Below are 22,025 nucleotides of genomic sequence, written 5' to 3'. Positions count from 1 at the left end.
GGGCATGGAGGTGCCCGACTGGGCCCGCAAGCTGTTCCTGGTCGTCATCGGGGAGTCGTGGCCGCAGGCGGACGAGGACCTGCTGCGGGAACTGGCGGTCGAGTGGTACACGTTCGCCACCGCGCTGGCCGACATCGAGGACGAGCTCGCCCTGATCTCCAACGGCACCGCCGGCTGGGAGGGCGACGCCGCCACCGCCGTCCGCGGCAAGCTCGACGAGCTGGTCAGCTCCGGCGGTATCACGAAGATCACCGACGCGGCGACCAAGCTCGGCAAGCACTCGGAGAACACCGCGCTGAGCGTGGAGTACACCAAGTACTCCATCATCGGGCAGCTGGTGATCCTGGCCGTGCAGATCCTGTGGCTCATCCCGATGCTGTGGTTCCCGGCCACGGCCCCGGCCGCGTCCGGCATGATCTCCGCGCTGATGGCGTTCGCCCGGTACATGGGCCAGACGCTGTTCCGGCGCCTGGTCTCCTCGATCGTCTTCGGACTGGTCCTGCAGGTCGGCCTCGACGTCACGATCCAGCTGGTGCAGTTCGCCGAGGGCAACCGCCACGAGTGGGACACCCGCCGCACCGGCGGCGCCGCCCTGTCCGGCGCGATCGGCGGCGTGCTCGGCCCGGTCCTGCACGGCGCGGGCACCAAGCTGTTCGGCAAGAAGGTGATGGAGTCGCTGTTCGGCCAGATGGTCACCGGCGGCCTGCACGAGTGGAGCACCGAGGCGCTGGCCGACCTCATCTTCACCGGCAAGTTCACCGCGCCCGCCTTCTGGGCGGCGTCGGCCGGGGCCGTCGAGGGGGCGTTCGACTGGCTCGGCGGCCGTACGCGGGGCGCGTTCGCCAAGGGCGGCAGTGGCCTCGACATCGGCGACCTGAACATCCCGGGCCTGAACGGCGGCGACTTCAACCTCGACCCCGGCCCGGACCGGTTCACCGGCCCGGCCGTGCTCACCGGCGAGACCACCTTCACCGGCTACTTCCCGAACCCGACCACGTTCGTCGGCGACATCACCTCGACCGGCTCGTTCACCCCGCAGGGCGGCAGCACCAGCTCCGGCACGTTCACCGGATCGGGCACGTTCACCGGCACCTTCGACGGCATCGCCAACCGAATCGTGCTCGGCACGACCGACATCGGCGTCGTCACCGGCCGGTTCACCGGCGACGGCACCTTCACCGGCGACTTCCAGCTGTCCGGTACGTTCACCCCGGCGCCCGCCGGAGCCGACGCGCACCGGTTCACCGAGCTGCCACCGGGCACGCCCGTCCCCAGCGGCGCCGTCCTGACCCCGTCGGCCACCGCGACCACCACACCGACCGGCACCGGCGTGCAGCAGCCGAGCCCGGCCCCCGCGACCGGAAGCGCGACGCCGTCCCAGACCGGGACGACCGGCACCAGCACCTCGACCACCAGCACCTCGACCACCGGCACGAGTGCCTCTGCCACCAGCACGAGTACCTCTGCCAGCACGAGCACGTCCACCAGCAGCTCGGCTTCGGCGGCCGCCACCACCGTCAAGTCCGGCGACGTCTCCGCGCCCGCCCCGGCGCCGACCACCACCTCCACCGCGACCGCCACGGCCACCGACGTGGGCAGCGCCCGCACCCCGGCGAGCAGCAACAGTGCCGCCCAGTCCGCGGCGGTCACCCCGTCCGGTCCGAACACGACCGCCGCCCAGCCCGCCTCCACGCCGACCGTGACGAACAGCTCGTCCACGACGCTCACACCGACACCGACACCGACACCGGCCAGCCCGGTCACCACCGTGGTGTCGGCGACCAGCACCGTCACACCGACCAGCATCGTCACACCGCGCCCGCCCACCTTGCCGACAACGTCGCAGCCGAGTCCGGCCAGGAGCGACGCGGACCGCAAAGCGCCACCGCCGCCCGTGCGCTCCGGCCAGGTCGACACCACGCCGTCCAGCTCGCCGGTCGTCGAGAGCCAGGCCGCGATCACCGCACCCGGGCGCGCCGAGCCGGTGCCCGCGAACACGCTCGCGGCCAACGCCACGAGCCTCGGCGGCGCCAAGCCGGGCCCGCAACCGCCGAACACCCCCACCGTCCCGGCGAACGGCACCGCCGATACCAGCCCCGTCCGACCGCCCGCGCCGCAGCGCCCCGCCGACCCGCAGCGGACACTGCCGGTACGCGGCCAGCCTGTGCCCGTCACCGGCTGGCACGCCGTGCCCGGCGGATTCGCCCACCCCGGCGCGAACCTGCTGGTCACCACCGATGGCAGACTGACCGACCTGCCCCCGGCCACCCGGCCCACCGGCACCGCCGACACCACCCTGGTGCGATCGGACCTGTTCGGCGTCTACTTCGCCACCGCCGACACCTCCGTCATCCACGTGCCGCTGCGCGGCGAGCACGTCGCGACCCAGCCGCAGGCCCCGGCCGCGCCGACGGCCCCGGCCGTCACCACGCCCGCGCCCGGCACCCTGCCCCCGCAGACCGTCGCGCAGCTCGCGGCGCTGGCCGTGATCGAGGACGGCAAGGTCCTGTTCCCGGGCACCGACCCCGTGGCCGACACCGCCGCGGCCCGGTGGGTGCGGCCGGGCAGGGACTCCACCCGGGTGCTCGCGCACGCGCACGGCGGGCTGGTGCAGGTCGGCGACACGATGCTCACCCCGCAGCAGTTCGCGCAGGTGCTGGCGGCGCTGCCGCCGGGCACGCTGCGCGGCACGGTCGAGCTGATCAGCTGCAACACCGCCGCCACCGCCGGGGCGCTGGCCGGGCCGCTGGCGGTCGCGCTGGACCGGCCGGTCGTCGGCGCCACCACCCCCGTGTGGACGGCGGTCGGTCCGGGGGCGCCGCCCTGGTCGCGGGCGATCGCCGCGTCCGTGGACTCCTCGGGCCGGATGCGCCCCGTGTTCGGACCCGACGGCCTGCCGGACGGGCGGTTCGTGCGGCACGTCCCCGACGGGTCGGGCGGGTTCCGCACCGAGGAGCTGGGCTCGTCGCTGGACGACAGCTCGGTCCCGGACGGGGACATGACGGTGCTCGACGAGCCGGCTCCGGGCGTACCCCCGCCGCCGACCGGGTCCGACCCGGGCCCGCACCGGGACGCCGACCTCATGCCGACGGCCTGGCACCGGTGGGCGCCGCAGTTCGGGCCGTTCGGCGCGGCGCAGCAGACCCCGGTCATGCTGCGCGAACCGGGCGGGCAGAGCGTGCCGGTGCTGTCGGTGACCTCGGGGCAGGGCGTGCCCAACGCCGACGCGCTGCGCGCCCGCGTCGTCACCGACCTGGTCGCACTGCTGACCCCGGCCGGGGGCGGCCCCCTGCCGGGCGGCTGGAACCAGGCCGACCTCACCACCGCCGTGAACGCGCAGCTCACCGACGACGTCCTGCTGACGCGGGCCGCGTCGCTGTTCACCGGCTCGGGCCTGCGGATCACGCTGGGGGAGGGCGCCAACGCCGTCGAGCTGCGCCTGAACGGCCGGGCCGGGGCGCAGAGCCGGGTGGCGCAGCTGATCGGCGGCGACGCGTCGTCCGCCGAGGTGTCGTCGGGCACCAGCCCCGACCGGCGTACGCCGCAGCGGGTCGCGACCGAGACGGTCCAGAGCGAGACCAGCTCCGGCGGCGGCGCCCTGGCCCTGGGCTACTCCGCGCTGGGCGGGTTCGACACCGCCACCCCCGGCGTGACGGCCACCCCGGTCGGCTCGGTCGCGGTGCAGGGCAGCACCAGCACCAGCCACACGACCAGCGCCACCACCCGGCTGCGCACCAACGAGGAGATCACGCTGCCCTCGGCGGGGGCCCAGGCCGCGCAGTCGCAGGCGTACCGCACGACGTCCGACCTGACCGTGACCGTGACCCGCCGCGGCGCGCCCGCCGCGACCATGGTGATCCCGGGCCTGCTGGAGGTGACGTTCTCGGCGCCGAACGCGCTGGCCAACGCGCCCGTCCCCGTCGCGCCCCCGCCACCGGCGCAGGCCTACCGGCTGCCGCCGAACGCGGTCCTGGAGACCGCGTCGGTGCCCGCGGACCTGTTCGACACCCTGGTCGGGCACGCGCAGGTGCCGCCGGGGTTCCGCAAGCCCGGCAGCGACCACCGCGACACGCTGGCGGATCTGGCCGACGCGACGTCCCTGGGGATGAACCGGCAGGCGCTGGTCAACAACGGCCTGTCCACCGACAAGATCACGTCGAAGCGGGCGGGCGACCCCGACGCCCACTGGTGGCAGGACCGCTCCACCCAGCGCGGCTACACCACCCTCACCGCGACCGTCGGCACGCCGACCCTGGTCGGGCCGATGGTGACCCTGCCGGGCCGGGCCGAGTCCGCGATCCGCTCCGGCGCCTCCGGCGGCAGCACGAAAACCCAGGACACCGTGCTGCGGCTGCAGGGCAGCTTCGGCACCGCGCTGTCGTTCGGCGACAACGGACCCGACAGCCTCGAATTCGGTACCTTCGGCGCCTCGCTGGTCGGCTCCGTCGAACGCGGCTCCGGCAGCAGCTCCTCGACCGACTTCAGCACCCAGACCGAGGCCAAGAGCAAGGTCACCGGGGACATGCTGCTCTACCGGGTGCCGCTGACCGTCCTCGCGACCGACCACATCGGCGCCACCGCGTCGGCCCCGCGCCAGATCGGGACCGGTCCGGCGTACGTGTACCTGTGGGTCACCCCATTGGACGCGCACCGGCTGGGCTACCCCGGCGCCCCCGCGCCCACCCCCGCGCCGCCCCCGGCGCCGGGCACCGCGCCGAAGGTGATGCTGCCGCCGAGCACGCAGTGGTGGCAGCCGCTGGCCCTGCCCGACGTACGCGAGGTCCGCACCACCGCCCCGAACGGGCAGAAGCTGTGGGACCGGGTCCTGGCCGCGGTCAACGCCGTCGACCCCGACCTGCTGCCCCGCGACGGCACCGTCCCCGACCGGCTGCGGCTGCGCAACCTGCACGCCCTGCAGAAGGCGGTCACCCAGTCGTCGCTGCGCGGCAACTGGCGCACCCTGCTGGAATCCGGCATCCGGGTGTCGCTGGAACGGCCCCCGTCGGTCGGCCGCGACACGCGCACCGCCTCGCCGTACGTCTCGATCATCATCAGCGCCGAGCTCACCAGCCCGATGGCGCCGAGCAACGACATCATCGGCGGCACCCAGATCGAGGAGACGACCCGGGTCGGGCAGGGGCAGTCCGACGGGCGCAGCGTCACCCTGGGCGCCCGCGCCGGCGGCCAGGCACAACTGGGCATGAGCACCGGCCGCCCGGCCACCGCGCGGACCAAGCTGCGGGCGTTCTTCCTGCGCGCCGGCGTGATCTGGTCGTGGCGGCGCCAGCGCTCGCTGACCGGCGGCACCGCCCCGGCCGTCGGCCACCTGACCAAGGTGGACCGCACCCTGCACGACCACTCCGCCGACATCCGCTTCCGGGTGCGCGCCGAGTGGGCCGAGCGGCCGCGCACCGTCAACACCCCGCTCAACCCCGTCGACGGCCGCAGGCACGAGGTCAACACGATCCCGGTGCTGGTCGTGCCCGGCGGCTTCCGGGCCGGGCTGCCCGAGTTCGACACCGACCACGGCGCCGTGCTGACCCCGCCGCCGCCCGGCCACGCCTCGGCGCCGCCGACGATCGAGCTGGTGGACACGGCCACGCCCCCGCCGCCGCCGGTGGTGATCAGCGGCCCGCACCAGTTCCTCGACTCCCACATCACCGGCGACGCCCTGTTCACCGCCGCCGACATCGCGCTGGGCGCGAACTTCGAACGCGTACGGCAGCCGCCCGGCGGCCCGGCCCTGCCCAACCCGACCGCGCCCCGCCGCGGCGGCATCGGGCACTTCTGGACCACCTGGCGCCGCACCGACCAGATCCAGTCGACCAGCGGACACACCTACCGGTATCACTCCACCGCACTGACCGAGCCCGGCTCGCCCGCCGAGGCGGCCATCCGCAACCGGATCACCCCGGACGCGGTCCGCGCCGCGATCGACGTCTACCTCAACGGCGGCGGCCCGGCCGAGGTCATGCGCGGCGGCACGTTCACCGACGTGGTCGGCGACCTGACCATGACGGTGCAGCTGGCCAACCCGCGGCGGGCACTGGAGGCGACCACCGGGTACAGCATCTACGACTCGGCCGAGGTCACCGACAGGACCGAGTCCGGGCTGCGGACCGAGCACGGCTGGGACGCGGCCGTCTCCGCCAACTTCAACAACGAGGTCGTCCCGAACCACCCCACGGACCCGCGCGGGGTCAACCGGCTCGCCGTCACCCCGCAGGCCGGGTTCGGCAAGCGGGAGGGCCGCCGCGACGAGGCCGAGAACACCCACACCGTGGCCCGCCGCGAGGTGAGCGAGAACGAACCCGCCACCGCGATGATCGGCGACCTGATCATCACGTTCACCGGGTCGGTGTCCACGCCCGGCCTCACCGTGGCGCCTGGCAACGCGGACGTGTCGGTGCGCGTGACCGCACCCGACTCGGTCCTGTTCCTGGTGACCAGCGCCGAGGCGAACCAGCTGGCCGGCCTGCCCCCGGCGCCCGCCCCCGCGCCCGCCCCGGCGGGGCCGCCACGCGTCCCGCCGTTCCTGCGCCGCATGCTGGGCCTGGGCCTGGTCCGCAGCGCGGTCGACCCCGACGCGGTCCCCGCGCCGACGCCGGGCCAGCCCGCCCCGACGTCGCTGCGCCGGCGCCTGCTCGACTCGCTGCCGGACACGATGCCGCGGCGCATCCGCGACCGCGCCGCCGATACCGCCGCGAGCCTGCTCACCCTCACCAAGCTCAAGCCCGACATCGACGGCCTGTACGACGGCGGCGTCTACGACACCTTCACCGAGCCCGGCATCCTGTTCCGCGACGAGGTCAAGGTCACCGTGACCGCCGTGGCCGGCAACCACACCGCGTCCGCCCAGCCCGTGCCGCCGCAGGTCCGGGCCTCGCTGTTCACCTCCGCCGGCATCGGCACCAAATGGCAGGAGTTCAAGCAGCGCGTCTTCGGCGTCAGCAACCCCACCGTCTACGGCGGCGGCAGCCGCCTGACCACCGGCACCGGCGACTCCGTCGGACTCCAGTCGATGCCCGCAGGCCTGACCGGGGCGGTCACGAAGGTCGGCAACCGTGCCCACCAGCAGTCCGACTCCGCGACCACCTCCGGGTACGTGGAGAAGTCCGGGCCGCTCACCGGCTTCGACGTCGACCACACGTACACCGTCACCGTCACCCGCCAGCGCGTCTCCACCAAGTGGGGCACGGCCACCGCGTTCGTCGGCATCGGCACCCACTTCTTCGAATACTTCCGGCGCCGCGAGTGGACCGGGGCCGCCGTCCCGGAGACCGGCGCGGTCACGCTGGCCGTCCCGAACACCTCGATCAACCGCCCGCCCGGTCTGGACACGAAGATGGCCAACCTGGGCGACCCCCACCATGGCACCGCGCCGCTGCCGCCCGCCCGGCACACCCCGGCCCCGGGCACGTCCTGGAGCCTGCCGCCGCGCACCGAGTACTCGCTGGAGGGCGCGATCGCCGGGGCCGCGCTGCGGACCGCGATCGACAACGCGTTCACCCCGCCCGGCGGCACCGTGCCCCGGGTCCTGCGCGACTACGTCACCGACCTGGTCCTGAACCGGATCACCGGCGGCGGCACCACCCTGGCCCGGGTCCGCACCATGCTCGACGACGGCTTCCGCTCCGGCGACCTGTTCGACGACTCCGGCCTGGTCATCCGGCTGGGCGGGTTCAAGGTCACCGCCCGCCTGCACGGCATGCCGCTGCTGCAGTCCAACAGCCTCACCGTCGAGCAGGAGGCGCAGAAGGAGGTCGGCTCCAGCAGCCGCGAGCAGTCCGGTTCCGGGGTGGACGTCAGTACGGGGCTGCGTACCGGCCCGATCCTGGGCAGCCAGCCGCCGGTCGGCACGCCGCGCGGCGCCCTGGACTGGGCGCCGCACGAGCTGCAGGGCGAGTCCGGGCTCGGCAGCGGCGGCCGCGACGCCGGCGCCAGCGGGTCGGGCACCAGCGGCGGCACGAAGATCAAGCAGAAGGGCTGGTCGGGGGTGTACGGCGTAGGCCTGGCCCTCTACGTCGAACCCGACGACGCCGCGAACACCGCCGCCCTCGTCGAAGGGCAGCTGCCCGTCCACGCCACCTCCGTGATCGTCGACTGGGGCGCCCAGCTGCGCCTGTGGGCCGGGGACGTACGCGCCATCGGCCTGTTCGGCTGGCGGGAGCGCTTCGGCGACCCCGTCGACCTGTCCGCCGTCACCGTCGCCCCGACCACCCACCTGGAGGTGCGCGGCGGCCTGCTGCACCTGGCGCCCGGCCCCGGAGCGGCCCAGGGCGACATCACCGACCTGCCGTCGGACTCCACCGCGCGGCTGGTCGTCGACCCCGGCGTCACCGCCGCCGAGGTCGGCGTCTTCACCAACGCCCTGACCGCCGCCAACCGGCCCCCGGCCCTGTACGCGCCCGGCCACACCCACGCGCAGGCCGCCGCGCTCGCCACCGCCACCGGCCTGCCCGTCGACGGCCTCAACGGCACCCGCGCCGGGGCCAACGCCCCCGTGCTCATCCCGCCGGGCGCCGACCCGGCCCGCGACCCCGGCTGGCACGCCATCGCCGAGCAGGTCCGGCACACGCCGGTACCCGGCGGCCCGGCCCAGCTCACCGTGCCCGCCGACGCCATCCGGGACCTCGCGGGCTGGACCGCGCCCGGCCACGGCCTCACCGCCGACCCGCTACAGCCCGGCGTCTACACCCTGCCGCCCGCGTACCCGAACACCGTCGTCGAGGTCACCGCCTCCGGGCTGTGGATCCGCCCCGCGAACGCCCCCACCGCCGCCGCGGTACGCGCCGCCCACGACGCCCCGCCCCTGCCCGCCGGGCCGCTGGTACGCATCGACGCCGACACCCCGGCCCTGCACGCCGCCGCCGCGCACGTGCTCGCCCACCTCGACCCCGCCCTGGCCCGCCACGCGATGGTCGGCCACCCCCACCCGCCGCAGGGCACCCCCGCGATCCAGCCCGCCGCCGTCTACGCCGCCACCGGCCAGACCCAGGCCCGCAACCTCACCGCCGACCAGCTCGACGCCGCCCTGCCCAGCGGGCAGACCCCGCGCGGCCTCGCCACCGCGGCCACGGCCGCCGACGCGCAGGCCGCCGCGTGGCTGAACCCGCCCGGCGGCCGCCCCGACCCGCAGCAGGCCGCCACCACCGCGATCACCGCCTACGACACCGAGCTGCGCGCCCGCCGCCGCGCCTTCGACGCCGCCACGGCGGCCCTGGCCGCCGACCCCGCCGACACCGCACTGCTCCAGGCGGTACACGACACCGCACTGCGCCTGGACCCGGACCGGCCAGCCAACCACGACCTGCGCGCCCTGCGCGACACCGCCCAAGCCCGCGTCGACGACCTGGCCGACCTGCGCGACCAGGCGCAGGCACACGAGCAGGCGCTGGCCGCCCACCAGACCGCCGTCGCCGCCCACCAGGCCGTCCTCCAGCAGCACCAGCTGGCCGCGCAGGCCGAACTCGACGCGCTCACCAACGCCGCCGGGGTCGCCCCCATCGCCCGCGCCAACGACGCGATCACCGCCGCCACCGCGACCCGCGACGACGCCCGCGCCATGGCCCAGGCCCACACCGACCTCGGCACCCGCCGGACCGCCCTGACCCAGGCCGACCAGGACCTAACCCGCGCGCACACCGCCGCGCAGACGGCCCTGGCCGCGCTCCGCGCCACCGACGCGAACAGGCTGGCCACCGCCCACCAGGCCCTGGCCCGGCACGCCGACCAGCCGGCCCTGGACGCCTACGCCGCCACCGCCATCGCCCGCGACGGGCAGCAGCAGACCGTTCAGGACCTGCGCGACGTGCACGCCCAGCGGGACCTGGCCGCCGCACCGGCCCGCAACACCTGGACCGGCCACACCGCCGCGCACGCCGCGGCCATCCCCGGCCACGACATCGCCCGCACCGGCCTGGACACCGGGCTCGGCGACGTACGCACCCTCATAGACGCCTACGACACCGCCAGCCCCGGCACCGCCCCCGCCCGGCCCGACAACGGCGCACCCGGCCTGCACCAGGCCGCCGACCAGGTCGCCGCCGCGCTCACCGCCTGGGACGACGCCCGGCAGCGGCTCGACACCGCCGTCGCCGCCCCGTTCGCACCGGACTCGACCGCGCTCACCGACGCGCTCGACGCATTCGACACCGCCGCCACCGATCTGCAAGCCCGCCTGGCGGAACTCACCACCGAACTCCACGGCCTGCCCGACCAGATGCTGGGCCAGCAGCCGTCCGAGGTCCAGGCGCGCAACCGCGCCGTCCGGCAGCTCCGCCAGGCGGCCGACCAGCTCGCCGCCCAGGCGCGTGCACTGGCCGACGCGGTGGTCGACCCCGCGCTACGGCCCGCGTGGGACGCGCTCGACCAGGCCGAACGCCTCGTCGCCGCGGCCCGCGAACGCCTCCGGGAGGCCACCGACGACCTGGTCCCGCTCCAGGCCGCGTACGACGCCGACCCCCGCCGCCGCGCCCTGGCCGCGTGGCGCCAGGCCGTGCGGGACCTCACCGCCGCCCTGGCCGCCCTGCCCCGCTGAACCGCCGAACCGCCGAACCGGAGACACATGACCACCGAAGCCGTAGCCCGCTGGCACCATCTGCTGCTGCGCCTGTCCGGCCGGATCCCCGACGGCCTGCTGGCCGAGGCCCGGGGCCTGCTCGCCCACGGCCTGCTGGACGAGCTCGCCGACCGCGTCGGCACGACCGTCGCCGCGCTGGAACTCACCGTCACCGCCGCCGAGGCCGCCCTGCTCGGCCCCGCGCTGCCTCCCGCACTGGTCGACGACGCCGACGTCATGCCGCCGTACGGCCTGGCCCCCGTCGCCCCGCACCTGCTGGCCCGCCACGGCGACCGCATCCCGCCCAGCCTCGACCTCACCGCGGCCGAAGGCGCCGACGAGCTGCACGAGCTCGACCACTTCGACTGGGCGGTGCTCGCCGCGGCGGCCGCGCCGATACGGGCCCTGTGGCGGGTCTGGCGCTTCCCGACCGCCGACACCCCGTGGGCCGAACCGAAACGCATGTACGTCGCCGAGGTCGACCCGGCACACCCGACCGCCCTGCCCGGCACGACCCTGCGGCTACAGCACGCGCTGACGGCGGCGGGGGAGACCGACCCGCTGGTCGAGTCCTACGCCGACAGCGGGGCACTGCCCGCGTTCCACCGCTACGCCCGCGCCTACGCGGCGCTGCTGTGGTCGGCCCGGCCGCCCGTCGAGGTGCGGCTGGCCAGGGTGTTCGACGGCGCCGACCCGGTGACCGGGCCGTACTTCGACCCCGCGCACGCCCGCGTCACCGACGACACCGAGTGCGAGCGGTTGCTGGCCTACCTGCGCGCCGGGGTGCCGCTGCTGGCCACCGCGTCGCGACTGGACGACGTGGTCGCCCCCGGGCGCGGGGCGGTGGTCCCGATGACGTTCCGTACCGACGGCCACTGGATCTGGACCGACGCCGTCGGCTACTACCTGGACCGGCACCGGCTCAGCCCCGACCCCGACCTTGTGGCGTGGATCCGGCAGGCCGGTGACCGGCAGCCCGAGGCCGACGGGGCGGCGGTGCACCGCGCGACCGCCGCCCTGTACGCCGCCTGACCCGGCTCAGGCCGCCTTGCAGCTGACCTTCAGCGCCGACACGCCCAGGTGGGCGCCGTCGCGGCCGGGCCCCCAGTCGACGCCGCGGGTCGTCATCCGCACCGACAGCTGCCCGCCCGTGATCGCGACCGACCCGGCCGACACCCAGCGCCCCTGGTTGGCGGTCTGGTCCACGTCCAGGGTGGCGAGCACGGCGCCGGTGGCGTCGGTCGAGCCGTACACCTGGTAGTGGGCGGGCTTGCCCGCGCTGTCCAGCGGGTGCCCGGTGCCGGGCACGTGCACCGAGACCGCGCAGGTGCCCCGGGTGACCGGCCCGGTCCGGAACCACCAGACGACCACGTTGTCGGCGTCGTCGGCGGTCGCGCTGCCGGTCATCGGCACCGACACGCTCGCGCCGCCGCACCCGTCGCCGGACCAGCCCCCGCCGCCGCCGTACCAGTCGGAGGCCCAGCCGCTGCGCCGGAAGCCCCGGTCGGCCTGGCCGGGGCAGCTCTCCCCGGCCACCGCCGTGAAGGTGACCGGCACCGGTTTCGGGCTGGTGCCGGCGGGCCGGGGCGAGCTCGCACCGGGCCGGGGCGTCGCCGACGCGGCCGGGCTCGGACCCCGGGTGGGGGTGCGCACCGGCCCGGCCGTGGTCGCGGCCGGTGACGGCGACGCCGACACGGCGGTGCCGGGCAGGGACACCGGCTCGCCGGCGTCCGGGGTGGGCAGTGCCACAGCCGCAGGCGCGCCCGGCTGGTCGGCCGCGGGCTGCTGCTGCCGGGGCAGCAGCACCGCCGCCACCACGACCAGCACCACCGCCAGGCCCGCCAGCAGGAGCACCTGCCGCGAGCGGGCGAGGCTGCCCGCCAGCCTGCGGTGACGCGGCCCCGGCGGCGCCGCGTCCGGCAGCTGGTACGGGCGGGCCAGCCGGAAGCCGTCGCCGGAGTCGTCGGGTTCGAGCTCGGTCATGCGGTCCCACCTCGGGTCACGGATGTCGCGGAAGGCCGGGCCGGGGCCGCCCGGCCGGAACTGGTGCTGATGGGACCCGCGGCCTGGGTCCCGGCCCGGTCACGGCCGCTGCGGATGGTCCGACAGGCCCAGCCACAGGGCGATCGCCTCGGCCCGGTTGCGGGCCCCGAGCTTCGTATAGATGTGGTTGATGTGGTTCTTGACCGTCTTCTCGCTGATGAACAGCCGGGTGGCGATCTCGCGGTTGCTGCGGCCGCACACGATGTGCTCCAGCAGTTCCGCTTCCCGCCGCGACACCTGGTGCCGCAGGCCCCGGGTGGTCTCGCGGTCCGGCCGCGGCGGCTCGGCCGGCTCGGCCGGGGCGCGCAGGCACTCGACCATCGCCGCGACCGCGCCGGGCGACAGGTACGGCCGCCGGTCGGCGGTGGCGACCACGGCCGCGACCAGGTCGTCGGGCACGAACTGGCCGTGCACCAGGTAGCTGGTCGCCCCGTCGCGGAACGCCCGCTGCACCGCCCGCCGCTCGTCGGTGTGCGACAGCACCAGCACCCCGGCCCGGCCCGCCAGCGGTCCGGCGGGTTCCGCCCCGGCCGCCAGCGCCTGCTCGCCGACCACGATGACGTCGGGGGACAGGTGCTCGGCGCACGCGATCGTCTCGACCCGGCTGCCCGCCTCACCCACCACCAGGACCCGGTCGCTGCCCTCCAGCACCGCGCGCAGGCCCAGCCGGACCAGCAGGTTCTCATCGCTGATCAGCGCGCGTATCCGGATCGTGCCGCTGCGCGTCGGGCATCCGTACGTCTGAGCGACGGTCATGACGGGTCCTCCGTCCCGGCGTGGGTGCACCGACCGGGCCCGGGTCCCGTACGGCCGGGCGGTCGCGCCGCCCGTCAGCAGGTCCCGGGTATCGATCGATCTGGTCCTATCTGGACCTTAGGCGGGCCCAGCGAAGGCCGGATGGCGCCACGGTGAATGGTTCAGCAGCCTGGGCTGGCCATCAGTGTGCGCAGCACCTCGTCGTCGCCTGGGCCCGGCATGGTGCCCTCGGCCCAGCCGGACACGGCCTCGCGCAGGAACACCCGGGCACCGTCCTCACCCAGCCCGATCACCCGGAACGCCGTGCCGGGCACGAACAGCACCTCGGCGCGGGCCGACAGCGTGCCCGCCTGCCGCCCGGTGAGCGACTGCACCACCAGCGCGGGTCCGGGCAGGTCCGCCGGGACCGAACCCGGCCGGTACGCCCGCAGCACCGCACCGGCGTGGACCGTCCGCCCCGGCTGCCACGCCGTGCCGTCCCCGCCCGCCGCCAGCCGGGCCGCCCCGAACCAGCTCGGCAGCCGCAGCACCGCACTGGTCAGGCACGCCAGCGTGGCGGGCTGGTCGTGCAGTGCCCACGGGTCCGTGCCCGCCAGGAACGCGGCCAGGGTCACCAGGTCGATCACCGCCGATTCCGGAGTTTCCTGCCCGCTGTCACGCAGGCCCGGATGCCGGATCAGCGTCTCCGACACGGTACGCACGTGCACGTCGTAGCGGCCCGCGAGCTCCTCCCGGGCCCGGCGCTGCTCGACCGGGCTGCTGCGCCGCGCGCTCGCGGGCACCGGGTCCGCCGCGAGCAGCGCGCGCACCGGGGCAGGGGCCGGTGGCGCCACCACGACGGACACCACGGGAACAGGTATCGGCGTCGGCACTGCGGCGGGCCGGGCAGGCGGCGCGACCACGGCGGCGATCGGCGCCAACGGCACCGGCGCGGGTGGCACGACAGACTCCGCCGCCACCGCCACGACCGGCTCCGCCACGATGTGCGCTCGCACCGATGCCTCGGGCCGGGATACCAGCAGCGGCACCGTCGCCGGCACCGCATCCGCCACGGGCTCGCCTGTCAGCGATCGCCCCGGCGAGCGCGGCTCGGGTTCCGGTTCCGGCTCGGGTTCCGGCTCGGGCTCGGGTTCCGGCTCGGGCTCCGGCTCGGGCATTGGTTCCCGTTCCGGCTCGGGAGCCGGCTCAGGCACTGGTTCCAGCACGGGTGGCAGTTCCAGGTCGGCGCCCGATTCTGGCTGCGGTTCGGGTTCGTCCGCTAGTTCCGGTTCGGGTCCGGGTCCGGGTTCCGGTTCCGTCGGAGGCGTGGGCTTCGGAGCAGGCGTGCCGTCGGCGAGGATGTCGAGGGTGAGCGCGGCGCGGATGCGCTGCGGCATCACGGCCAGCATCCGGGCGGCGGTGCGCTCCGCCTCGTCCAGCCGCGACGGCGGCACCTGCGCGTAGAACCGCTCGCCGCCGGGGTCGGCGGGCAGGTGGCGGCACTCGTCGCCGTCGTGCTCGGCGTGGCGCAGCCATACCCCGCGCCGGGTCAGTTCCAGCAGCCAGCCGTCGGCGACCTGCCAGACCGGTTCACCGACGCCGGGCCGCCCGGTGAACGGGTCGATCCACTCCTGTAGCCGCCAGCCGTCGGCCCGGTAGCGGACCCGCTGGGCGATCGGCAGCCGTGAGCTGCGGCCCTGCGTGTCCAACACCGCCAGTCGCAGCCGCGTGCCGTCCGGCGCCGCCACCGGCAGCCCGGCCGCGACCTCGACCGGATGCTCGGCGGCCAGCTCCTCGGCGACGGCGTCCACCAGGCAGCGGTCGGTGCCGTACGGGACGAGCGTCAGCCGCTGCCGGGTGTCGTCGGGCAGCCCGCGCAGGAACGCGCCCACGGCGCCGGGGTCGAGGCGGCGGCCGGACGGGTGCCCGATCAGGACGGACACGCGGGCGTCCTCGGCGGGCACGGCGTACGCGGGGTCGGTGGCGTCGGGCCAGATGGTGTCCTCGCCGTGCAGCCACACGCCGCAGGGCACGCTGCGGGCCACCAGCGTCCGCCGCTGCAACCGGGTCGGCCGCGGCAGCTCCAGGTGCCACTGCGGCGCGGGGTGGCGGGGGCCGAGCCGGACCGGCGCGGCGTCGGCCCGGAAGGCGCACCACTGCCCTTCGCCCTCGGGGCCGAGCACGAACAGCATGCCGGGCAGCAGCAGCACCGAGGTGTCCGGGGCGAGCACTTCGAGCCGGAGTTCGACGGCGAGCCGCTGGGCGTGGCCGAGCCGTCCCGCGTGCGACATGGCCAGCCGCACCGACACGCAGTCGGGCGGGAGGTGCTCGGACAGCAGCGCGGCCAGGCGCGCCAGGTCAGGCGGCGGATCGGCGGTGACCAGCACGGTGCACCGGCCGGGTTCGGCGGGCAGGCTCCGGACCAGGTCGCCCGGCGGCGCGGTGTCTCCCGCGACCACGAGTACGTGGCCGTACCAGCCGATGTTCATCCACGCTCCTGACCCGTCCGCTGATCCTGCCGTGCCCACCGCCAAGGCCGGACCAGCGGCCGGTGACGACCGGGCCAGCGCCCGGTGAACATTGGGTGCGGGAGCCGCGCGGGCCTGCGCGGGGTCAGGCGGCGGGCGCCGACCGGCCGCTCGCGGAGGCGAAGCCGAGCCAGGTGTGCCGGTTGCGGGCCCAGCACCAGCCGACCTTCGGCGCGTCGCGCCGGGCGGCGCCGTCGCGGCCGGTGCCGTTGCTCAGCCACAGCGCGGGGGTACGGGCGTCGAGCCGCCCGTCCGGCCGCCGCAGCCGCGAGCCGATCGTCATGAAGCATTGGTTGCGCGCCAGCGCGTCAGGCTGCTGGAGCACCCAGTGGATGCCCTCGGTCAACGTCAGCGGCGTACGGTCGGCCGCGACGATCGCGGGCAGCGCCTCGTCGGGACTCCAGCCGGCCATCTCGTCGCCGCGGTCGACGCCTCGCAGCAGGTACAGCGGCGACGGCGGCACCGCGGCCGCCTCCACCGGCGCGAACGCGTCGACGTCGGTCATGTCCTCGACCACGAACCCGCTGCGCTGCCCGTGCCGCATCAGCGGAGCCAGCGCCGAGGCCGCGACCCGGTCGGCGTGGATCACCAGTAGCCCGTCCTGCCCGCCGGACCGCGCCACGGCACGCACCTCGGCCTCGGTGACCCCGGCCTGCCGGTGCAGCCCCAGCTCGATCAGCCGTTCGGCCTGCGTCGTCAGTGCGGGCAGCGGCGCGAGGGCGGTCGGCACGGTGAACCTCCGGTGTCAGTCGGGCGGCCTTCCAGTATGGTCGCGCGCCACCCGGTCGCCCAGCCGAACTCGGCACCGGCACCCCTGTTCGCCGGATCCCCAGACCGCCGCCGGTGCGGTACAAGTGTCGGATGGACCGTCCATCACCGACGTCGCTGCTGCCGGGACTGACCACCCTGCGCGCGTACGACCGCAGCTGGCTGCGCGGCGACCTGCTCGCCGGGGCGACCGTCGCGGCGTACCTCGTCCCGCAGGTCATGGCCTATTCGGGGCTGGCCGGGCTGCCGCCGGTGGCCGGGCTCTGGGCGGCCGTGCCCGCGCTGGCGCTGTACGCCCTGTTCGGGTCGTCGCGGCAGCTGTCGGTGGGGCCGGAGTCGACTACCGCGCTGATGACCGCCACGGTGATCGCGCCGCTGGCCGCGGGCGACCCGGCCCGCTACGCCGCGCTCGCGGCGGGGCTGGCCGCGCTGGTGGGGCTGCTGTGCCTGGTGTGCCGGGCGGTCCGGCTCGGGTTCGTGGCCGACCTGCTGTCCAAGCCGATCCTGGTCGGCTATCTCGCGGGCGTGGCGGTCATCATGATCATCGGTCAGCTGGAGCGGCTGACCGGCGTGCCCGTACACGGGCAGTCCCTGTTCGGCGAGGTGCGCGCCTTCGTCACCGGCCTCGACCACGTCCACCCGGCCACGGTCCTGCTCGCCGCCGCCGTCCTGGCCTTCCTGTTCCTGGCCCAGCGCTACCTGCGGGTCGTGCCCGGCCCGCTGCTGGCCGTCCTGCTGGCTACCGCCGCCGTGCCGGTGTTCGACCTCCAGCGCTACGGCATCGCCGTGGTCGGCCCGATCGCCTCCGGCCTGCCCGCCTTCGCCTGGCCCGCCGTCGGCGACCTGTCCGACCTGCTGCTGCCCGCCGTCGGCGTCATGCTGGTCGGCTACACCGACAACATGCTGACCGCCCGCGCCTTCGCCGCCCGCCACCGCCGCGAGGTCGACGCCAACGCCGAACTGCTGGCGCTGGGCGCGGCCAACCTCGGCTCCGGGCTGCTGCGCGGCTTCCCGGTCAGCAGCAGCGGCAGCCGCACCGCGCTGGCCGACGCCGCGGGTGCCCGCAGCCAGCTCTACTCGCTCACCACGCTGGTGCTGGTCCTGGCCACGCTGATGTTCGCCGGGCCGCTGCTGGCCGGATTCCCGACCGCCGCCCTGGGCGCCATCATCGTGTACGCCGCCCTGCGCCTGATCGACCTGCCCGGTTTCCGCCGGCTGGCCCAGTTCCGGCGCAGGGAGTTCCTGCTCGCCCTGGCCGCGTTCGCGGGCGTGCTCGCCTTCGACATCCTCTACGGCGTGCTCGCGGCCGTGGGGCTGTCGGTCGCCGAGATGCTGTCGCGGGTCGCCCGTCCGCACGACGCGGTGCAGGGCACCGTGCCGGGGCTGGCCGGGATGCACGACGTCGACGACTACCCCGACGCCACCACGGTGCCGGGACTGCTGGTCTACCGGTACGACTCGCCGCTGTTCTTCGCCAACGCCGAGGACTTCCGCCGCCGCGCGCTGCGCACGTTGGACGCCGAAACCGGGGTGCGCTGGTTCGTGCTCAACACCGAGGCGATCGTCGAGGTCGACATCACGGCCCTGGAGGCCCTGGACGCGCTGCGCCAGGAACTGGACCGGCGCGGGATCGTCCTGGCGCTGGCCCGGGTGAAACAGGACCTCCTGGACGATCTGGTGGCATTCGGCCTCGCCGACACCATCGGCCGCGACCGCCTCTTCCCGACCCTCCCCACCGCGGTTGCCGCCTTCCATACCGCCACCACCTGACCCCGGCCCCGTGCGGCTGGCTTGATCGGCGTTTCAGGTCGAAACCCGCGCTCACATGCCACCCGGTGACCGCAAGCAGCGATCATGGCGCCGCGCCGCGCCGCGACCTGGCCTGGTCGGTAGGCCGCGAGCGGGACACCATGGGTGGGGGAGGTGGACCATGAGCTTCTCGCACCGCACCGACGCCGGGCACCGGCTCGCCCAGCGCCTGACGTTCCTGCACGACGCCGAGCCGGTCGTGCTCGGCCTGCCGCGCGGCGGCGTGGTCGTCGCCGTCGAGGTCGCCCGCGCGCTCGGGGCGCCGCTGGACGTGCTGGTCGTCCGCAAGCTCGGCGTGCCCGGCCAGCCCGAGGTCGCCATGGGCGCGATCGGGGAGGAGGGCGTCCGGGTGATCAACGACGACGTACTGGCGATGACCGGCCTGGGCGAGCACGACATCGCCGCCGTCGAGGAGCGCGAGCGCGCCGAGCTGGTCCGCAGGGTGGCGCGGTACCGGGGCGGCCGGGAGGCCGAGCCGATCGCGGAGCGGACCGTCGTGATCGTCGACGACGGGGTGGCCACCGGCGCGACCGCGCGGGCCGCCTGTGAGATCGCGCGGGCCCGGGGCGCGGCCCGGGTGGTGCTGGCGGTGCCGGTCGCCTCGCCCGACTCGGCGACCGAGTTGCGCCGCGTCGCCGACGAGGTGATCTGCCTGGAGACGCCGGGCTCGTTCTTCGCCGTGGGGGAGTTCTACGACGACTTCCGGCAGACCTCCGACGAGGAGGTGATCGCGCTGCTGGAGGGTTCGGCCCACATCCTGGAGGCGGCGCACCCGCAGCCGCCGACCGCGTGAGCCGACCCGGGGCGCGCGGCCCCGGGCCGGTGGGCGGTCAGGCCGGCTGGCCGATGTTGACCATCCACGGGATGCCGAACTGGTCGGTCAGCGACCCGAACTCGTCACCCCACATCTGCTTCTCCAGCGGCACGTGCACCGTGCCGGCCGAGGCCAGCTTCTCCCAGTACCCCCGCAGCTCGTCGCCGTCGTCGCCGCTGAGGCTGACGGTGATGTTCGTGCCCGGGTTGTACTCCATCCCCGGCGGGGTGTCCGAGGCCATCAGGGTGAAACCGCCGGGGGTTTCGAGCATGGCGTGCATGATCTGGTCGGCGAACGGCTGGTCCGCCGAGCCGAACTCGCCGAACGTGTTCATCCGCAGGTCGCCGCCGAGGACGCTCTGGTAGAACTCCATCGCCTGGCGGGCCTTGCCGTTGAAGCTGAGGTACGGGTTGAGGCGGGATGCCACCGGTGATCCTCCTTGATCGTGGGTGATGACACGCGACAACCGGCATCATTACAGGACGGACCGACATCACCCGGCAGGCGCGACGGGCCCGCGCGGCAGCCGGTCAATCCGCCCGGACGGCGTGCACCGTGAGGACCCCGGCCAGGTCGATGTCGCTGGAACGCCCGCCGAAGCCGGACTCCGAGATCAGCCGCGCGCCGAGCACCGTGCTCCAGAACGTGCGCGCCTCGACCTCGACCGGCCGGTCCACCGCCCAGCCGTGCCGCGCCAGGATCGCCTCCAGGTAGCGCTGCGCCTGCCGGAACAGCAGCCCCAGGCCGTGTTCGGCGACCGGGTGCAGCTCGGGGCGGCGCCGGGCGATCGACATCGCCTGCACCGCCAGCGGCACGGCGGGCAGCGCCAGCGCGGTGCGGGCCAGCGCGGCGCGGAACGCCTCCGGGGTGTGCCGGCGGCGGCCGACCGGTTCCAGCCGTTCGGCGTCGCGCAGCAGCAGCAGGAACGCGGCGTGCACGAACAGGGCGTCCTTGGATCCGAAGTAGTAGGTGACCTGGTTGGGGTGGGCCCCGGCCGCCGCGGCGACCTCGGCGACGCTGACGGACTCGTAGCCGCGCTCCCCGAACAGCCGGGCGGCCTGGTCGAGCAGCGCCGCGCGGGTGCGGCGGCCGCGGGCGCGCGCGGGCTCGGTGGTGGTGGACACCCGTTAGTTGTATGCGATACAACTAAGGTACGCAACCCGCCGCGGTACGACCGAGGAGAGCAGCATGGGCAGTACCGACATCGTCGTCACCGGAATCGGCGCCACCGCGCCGCTCGGCGGCGACGTCGACACCCTGTGGGCGGGCCTGCTCGCCGGGCGCAGCGGCGTACGCCGCATCGACGACCTGCTCGAAGCGATGTCGCCGCGCGCGGGCGAGCTGACCACCCGCATCGGTGCCCCGATGGCCGTGTCGCCCGACACCCGGCTGCCGCGCGTGCAGGCCCGCCGCCTCGACCGCTGCCAGCAGGCGGCCCTGGTCGCGGCCCGGCAGGCGTGGACCGACGCGGGCGAACCCGAGGTCGACCCGGTCCGGCTGGCCGCCGTCGTCGGCACCGGCATCGGCGGCGTCACCAGCCTGCTGGGGCAGGACGACGTGCTGGAGGCGCAGGGGCCGGGCAAGCTGTCCCCGCACGCGGTGCCGATGCTGATGCCCAACGGCCCCGCCGCCTGGGTCAGCATCGAGTTCGGCGCCCGCGCGGGCGTCTACACCCCGGTGTCGGCGTGCTCGTCCGGTGCCGAGGCGCTGGTGCTGGCCGCCCGGCTGATCCGCTCGGGCGAGGCCGACGTCGTCATCGCCGGCGGGGCCGAGGCTGCCATCGCGCCGTTCACCATCGCCGGGTTCGCCCAGGCCCGGACGCTGTCCAAGCGCAACGACGAGCCCGAGCGGGCGTCGCGGCCGTTCGACGCGGACCGCGACGGCCTGGTGCTCGGCGAGGGTGCGGGCGTGCTCGTGCTGGAGCGCGCCGACTTCGCCGCCGCCCGGGGCGCCCGGGTCCGGGCCCGGCTCGCCGGCTATGGCGTCACCGCCGACGGGTACCACATCACCGGGCCCGACCCCACCGGCGCCGGGCAGATCAGGGCCATCCTCAACGCCGTGACCAGCGCGGGTCTGACGCCCGCCGACGTCGACCACGTCAACTGCCACGCCACCTCGACCGTCGTCGGCGACCTCGGCGAGGCGGCGGCGATCGGCAAGGCCCTGGGCGACGACGTCGTGCTCACCGCGCCGAAGTCGGCGATCGGGCACCTGTTCGGCGCGGCGGGCGCGGTCGAGAGCATCATCACGGTGCTGTCGATCGAGCAGGGGCTCATCCCGCCGACGCTCAACCTGGAGCGCAAGGCCCCCGAGGTGCACCACGACGTGGTCACCGGCACGCCGCGGCGGCAGCGGCTGCGCGCGGCGCTGTGCAACTCCTTCGGCTTCGGCGGCCAGAACGTCTCGGTGCTGTTCACGCCGTGACACCTGACGCCGAGCAGGCCCCCGGCGCACGCCGGGGGCCTGCTCGGCGTCGCGCCGCTGCCGGTGACGGTCGGCTCCGCCGGGTCGACGCCGATGACTATGGGTGAGCGGGGGCCGGGAGCGGGCGAGGATCGACGGTGTCGATGCGGTTCGGCCCAGCCGCGACGGCCTGCGTGTCGGCGTGCGGCGGCGGTGGGAGCGCGCCCGCCCGTCGCGCCCGCGCGTCGCCGGGATACAGGGAAACACGCAGAACCCGACAGGCGGAAATGTTGCAGTTTCATAAACAGAGATGCTGCTAGAGACTGCCACGACGTTGGTGAAAATCGACATACGTCGAGTTGAT

General features: G+C 75.3%; 11 protein-coding genes. 5 read left to right on the top strand and 6 right to left on the bottom strand.

Annotated features, from left to right (window positions below):
• Positions 1-4: 4 nt before the first annotated feature.
• Complete coding sequence (locus Cs7R123_RS21240) at positions 5-10,540, top strand: hypothetical protein (protein ID WP_212829459.1); 10,536 nt, start codon at positions 5-7, stop codon at positions 10,538-10,540.
• A 27-nt stretch (positions 10,541-10,567) separates the two neighbouring features.
• Positions 10,568-11,593 (top strand): hypothetical protein, encoded by a 1,026-nt coding sequence (locus tag Cs7R123_RS21235; RefSeq protein ID WP_212829458.1) that lies wholly within the window; start codon positions 10,568-10,570, stop codon positions 11,591-11,593.
• 6 nt (positions 11,594-11,599) lie between these two features.
• On the opposite strand, the gene Cs7R123_RS21230 is transcribed toward Cs7R123_RS21235, so the two are convergent.
• The 4 genes from Cs7R123_RS21230 to Cs7R123_RS21215 all read right to left on the bottom strand — a co-directional run bounded on the left by Cs7R123_RS21230 (position 11,600) and on the right by Cs7R123_RS21215 (position 16,597).
• Complete coding sequence (locus Cs7R123_RS21230; RefSeq protein WP_212829457.1) at positions 11,600-12,544, bottom strand: hypothetical protein; 945 nt, start codon at positions 12,542-12,544, stop codon at positions 11,600-11,602.
• 99 nt (positions 12,545-12,643) lie between these two features.
• A complete protein-coding gene (locus tag Cs7R123_RS21225) occupies positions 12,644-13,360 on the bottom strand; it encodes a response regulator transcription factor (RefSeq protein WP_212829456.1) in 717 nt (238 codons plus the stop codon).
• A gap of 161 nt (positions 13,361-13,521) precedes the next feature.
• On the bottom strand, positions 13,522-15,828 hold the full coding sequence (locus Cs7R123_RS21220) for a hypothetical protein (protein WP_212829455.1): 2,307 nt from the start codon (positions 15,826-15,828) through the stop codon (positions 13,522-13,524).
• Between the two features lie 124 nt (positions 15,829-15,952).
• Complete coding sequence (locus tag Cs7R123_RS21215; protein WP_244872059.1) at positions 15,953-16,597, bottom strand: DUF5701 family protein; 645 nt, start codon at positions 16,595-16,597, stop codon at positions 15,953-15,955.
• A gap of 131 nt (positions 16,598-16,728) precedes the next feature.
• Here Cs7R123_RS21215 and Cs7R123_RS21210 point away from each other — a divergent pair, with 131 nt between their 5' ends.
• Both Cs7R123_RS21210 and Cs7R123_RS21205 read left to right on the top strand, forming a co-directional pair.
• The gene (locus Cs7R123_RS21210; protein ID WP_212829454.1) at positions 16,729-18,405 is read left to right on the top strand and encodes a SulP family inorganic anion transporter; all 1,677 of its coding nucleotides are present in this window, start codon (positions 16,729-16,731) and stop codon (positions 18,403-18,405) included.
• Between the two features lie 160 nt (positions 18,406-18,565).
• Positions 18,566-19,237 (top strand): phosphoribosyltransferase, encoded by a 672-nt coding sequence (locus Cs7R123_RS21205; protein WP_212829453.1) that lies wholly within the window; start codon positions 18,566-18,568, stop codon positions 19,235-19,237.
• Between the two features lie 37 nt (positions 19,238-19,274).
• Here Cs7R123_RS21205 and Cs7R123_RS21200 read toward each other — a convergent pair whose 3' ends face one another.
• Together Cs7R123_RS21200 and Cs7R123_RS21195 are read right to left on the bottom strand one after the other, a co-directional pair.
• Entirely contained in the window at positions 19,275-19,685 is a 411-nt protein-coding gene (locus tag Cs7R123_RS21200) for a VOC family protein (protein WP_212829452.1), read from the bottom strand.
• Positions 19,686-19,788: 103 nt separating this feature from the next.
• Positions 19,789-20,382: a TetR/AcrR family transcriptional regulator C-terminal domain-containing protein gene (locus Cs7R123_RS21195; protein ID WP_212829451.1), complete on the bottom strand. Its 594-nt coding sequence runs from the start codon at positions 20,380-20,382 to the stop codon at positions 19,789-19,791.
• Between the two features lie 64 nt (positions 20,383-20,446).
• On the opposite strand from Cs7R123_RS21195, the gene Cs7R123_RS21190 reads away from it, so the two are divergent.
• Positions 20,447-21,682 carry a beta-ketoacyl synthase gene (locus Cs7R123_RS21190; protein WP_212829450.1) on the top strand — a complete coding sequence of 412 codons (1,236 nt, stop codon included), beginning with the start codon at positions 20,447-20,449 and terminating at the stop codon, positions 21,680-21,682.
• Positions 21,683-22,025 lie beyond the last annotated feature (343 nt).

It is taken from the genome of Catellatospora sp. TT07R-123 (assembly GCF_018327705.1).
Taxonomy (GTDB): domain Bacteria; phylum Actinomycetota; class Actinomycetes; order Mycobacteriales; family Micromonosporaceae; genus Catellatospora.
This window is presented reverse-complemented; position numbering and strand designations above follow the sequence as displayed.